The 3,710-nt window shown below is 40.4% G+C and carries 3 protein-coding genes; all 3 read left to right on the plus strand.

Features of this window, described 5'->3' with window-relative positions:
- Nucleotides 1-768: carbohydrate ABC transporter permease (locus LD39_RS00105; RefSeq protein WP_052158647.1), on the plus strand; the 768-nt coding region annotated here is incomplete at its 5' end.
- A 35-nt stretch (nucleotides 769-803) separates the two neighbouring features.
- Nucleotides 804-2,069, plus strand: a complete 1,266-nt coding sequence (locus LD39_RS00110; RefSeq protein WP_035541489.1) for an extracellular solute-binding protein — start codon at nucleotides 804-806, stop codon at nucleotides 2,067-2,069.
- A gap of 64 nt (nucleotides 2,070-2,133) precedes the next feature.
- Nucleotides 2,134-3,710, plus strand: a 1,577-nt coding sequence (locus tag LD39_RS00115) for a glycogen debranching N-terminal domain-containing protein (RefSeq protein ID WP_035541490.1), incomplete at its 3' end; no start/stop codon positions are given.

Here is a 3,710-nt window from a genome sequence, read left to right on the forward strand (position 1 = left end):
CAATTCACAATCAATGGGGTATTTAAGAAAATTTCATTTATTGATGAAAATAAGGAGATTAAGCTCGACCGTGATGGGCTTCAAGAGTTAAGGAATCATTTAACGACGAAACGAACCTTCTTCGGTCAAAAAGTTATTGATAATTTATATCAGCCACTTGGAAAAAGTTTCATTGTTGCTACGGTAACCACAATTGTCGCTATATTCATTTGTGCGCCAGCTGCCTATGTCATATCAAGACTTCCTAGTTATGTTGGATATATTGTGGTTCTTTCTTTACTAGTAACGAGGATGTTTCCGGATGTAGGTATTGCTCTCCCTGTAGCTACACGTTTTCTTTCATGGGGTATGACGGATACTTCTTTCGGATTAATACTAGCTCACTTGATTCCAAATCTACCATTTTTAGCGTGGATTCTTGTGGGTACATTTGCCACGATTCCAAAAGACTTAGAGCAATCGGCTATGATCGATGGAGCCAATCGTATCACCGCATTAACACGAGTCGTTTTCCCGATTGCTATTCCCGGGATTGCTGTAGGGTCCATCTTTGTATGGTTGAATTCTTGGAATGAGTTCATCTATGCAAGATATTTATCAACAGAAGTAGCTACCTTGCCATTGAGAATTTTTGAAGTGATTACAAGAGGAAGTATATTCCCGGCCGCTGCTTACTCTATGATTCTTACCATTCCAGTTATCATCATTACTTTTGTGCTTCAGCGTTATATGAAATCAGGAATGCTTTCTGGAGCTGTAAAAGGTTAATGATCAATAATTAAATTATGTAGGAGGATTTATTCATGAAGAAATCTATTAAACTTCTTTTTGCTGCCTTGTTGTCTGTCCTGTTGTTAGCTGCCTGTTCTTCAAATGAAAGCACGTCTAGCAGTGAGAGTGAGGAGAGTAGCAGTAACTCGGAAGAAACAAAAGAGGACCAATCCGGAACGCTACGTGTAGCTTTTGGTATGGGGGAAAGTGAATGGAAAGTGTTTGAAAATGAAATCATCCCTGCCTTTGAACAAGAAACAGGGATTAAAGTCAGCCCCATTGCTATTGAAAGTGACAATCTGATTAATAAGCTGACAGCAGAGGTTGATTCAGGTAACTTTTCCGTTGATATGTTCGCACAAGACGTAAACAACCTGTCCGCACTGGTTGATCGTAACTTAGTCGAAGACTTATCTGATTATAAAAGTGAGATCCCTGACACTGTCATTTCAGGTATGGTAGATGTATCGACTTTCGAAGATCAATTACTATTCATGCCTTATCGTCCTAACGTAGAGGTTACCTTTTATAACCAGAAGAAATTCGATAAGTACGGTATGAAGCCGCCTGAGAATTGGGATGAGCTCTTACAAACTGCAAAAACGTTTAAAGAGGAAGAAGGCCAAGGACGCGTGGCTATGAAAGCAAACCTTGGTGGAGACAACGTCCTTCATATGTTTGATTTCATCCGTCAAGCAGGGGGCGACCCTTATGTATTGAATGATGAAGGAAGCATTAAAGCATTTACATTTATGCAAAAACTTTACCCTTATCTAGCAGAACAAAGCTCTAAAGCCACTTGGGACACAATGAATCAATATTTAGAGAAAGATAGTGTGTATCTGGGACAGAACTGGCCTTTCTATATTCCACAGTTCCATGATCATGGTAAAGATGAAATTAAAGCATACAGTGGCTGGAGCGGACCTGAGAAAGAGTCCCACACGTTAGGTGGAGAAGTAATCGGAATACCTAAAGGTTCTAAAAAAGTTGATGAAGCGATTCAGTTTGCACAATTCTTAATGTCTAAAGAAGTTCAAGAGCTGCTTGTAAGCGAATTGGCATGGCCATCCGTCCGTTCAGATGCTTATGGATCCGTCCAGGGATATCAGAAACCTTATTTCGAAGCGATTAAAAATGCATTAGAACACGCAGAACCGCGTGGAAATGTCCCTTACTGGGGTGACGCTGAATCAATCTATACAGAAGCCTTTCAAAAAATCGTTGTTGAAGGCGGAAATGTCGAAGAAAACCTGAATACAGCAGCTGAACAATTACAAAAATTACAGAATCAATAACTATAAGTTAAAGAGTGGCTGTACGTTTGTGTGCAGCCACTTTTAATAGAAAGGGAGATGGGATATGGAATACAGCGTAATTAAAGAGGGAGATCTATTCCTGACGACAGAGCAAAACGGAGACATTGAGATCGATCAAGATAAAGGTTACGGCTTATATACAAAAGACACCCGCTTTTTAAACCAGCTGGAATTAACTATAAATGGAAAGAAACCTTCGTTACTTTCTTCAACTGCTGCTAAAAACTATGTTGCTTCTATCCGTCTGATGGAACATGAAGATGACCATGGGGCGATTGAAGCTGTTCGAGACCGCTTTATTTATGATGGGGTATTCTATGAAAAAATAACCTTTACTAACTATTTCCCAACTCCTCAAGTCTTCGAAGTATCCTTATCCACGGATGCGGATTTTCAAGACATGTTTATTGTCCGTCAATTTAGAACCGGAGAGGTTGGAGAAAAGGAAGGACGGACTTATCAAGATGGATCAATGAAGATTGGTTATAAAGGTAAAGATGATCTCACTAGAGAAACTCTGATTCAATGGGATACCAAGGAGAAAAGCATAAGTGAAGATGGAACTCTTTATTTCGAGTTGGAATTAAATCCAAAACAAGAGCAAGCCATCACCTTTTCTATTACTCCAGTCATCGATGGGCAATCAGGTACAAAGCTTCCGTTTGATCAGGCATTGACTCAACTAGAGGCATCCTACATCGACTGGGCTGAACAAGGAACTAAAGTATTAAGCGACCTTCCGTTATTCAATGATATTTTCAAAAGAGGAGCCCAAGATCTTCGCATGCTCATGAGCGATGTGGGATATGGGAATGTTCCTGTTGCAGGTCTACCATGGTTTTCTGTTCCATTTGGACGGGACAGTTTGATTACGGCTCTGTTTATGCTGCCTTATCGTCCTGATGAAGTAAAAGGAACTCTTCGAACATTAGCCCATTACCAAGGCGAGAAAATAGATCAACATCGTGATGAGCAACCAGGGAAAATTATGCATGAGATTCGATTTGGAGAATTATCGACTACCAATCAAACGCCTTTCACACCTTATTATGGAACGAACGATGCAACTCCTTTATTTATCGTGGTAGCCGCCGAGTACTACAATTGGACCGGAGACCTTGAGCTGATTCGAGAGCTGCAGCCAAGTATCGACCGAGCTTTAGAGTGGATCAATACGTATGGTGATTCTGACGGATACGGATTCGTTCAATATGCACAAGAAGCAGATAAAGGTTTCCCGAATCAAGGCTGGAAAGACTCTAAAAATTCAATCGTCCATCAGGATGGTCAATTTGCAGAGGCACCTATTGCATTAGCAGAGGTTCAAGGCTATGTATATCAAGCTAAGAAGAACTTAGCGCCAATCTATCGAGAATTAGATTTAATTGGAGCAGCAGAACAGTTAGAAATTGAAATGAAGCAATTGCAGAATAAATTTGAAGAAGATTTTTGGCTTGAGGATGAGCGCTTTTATGCTATTGCTTTAGATGGTAAGAAGCAGCCGGTCAAATCCATTACTTCCAATCCAGGTCATGTACTCATGTCCGAAATGTTAGATGACAAAAGAGCAAAAGATGTGGCCGAGCGCCTTGTTGGAGAGGAGTTATTTAATGGGTACGG

The organism is Halobacillus sp. BBL2006, from assembly GCF_000786645.1.
In the GTDB taxonomy this organism is placed as follows: domain Bacteria; phylum Bacillota; class Bacilli; order Bacillales; family Halobacillaceae; genus Halobacillus.

Excerpts from the sequence above, each read along its gene's own strand:
- LD39_RS00110 (WP_035541489.1), top strand. The coding sequence starts at position 804 with ATGAAGAAATCTATTAAACTTCTTTTTGCTGCCTTGTTGTCTGTCCTG.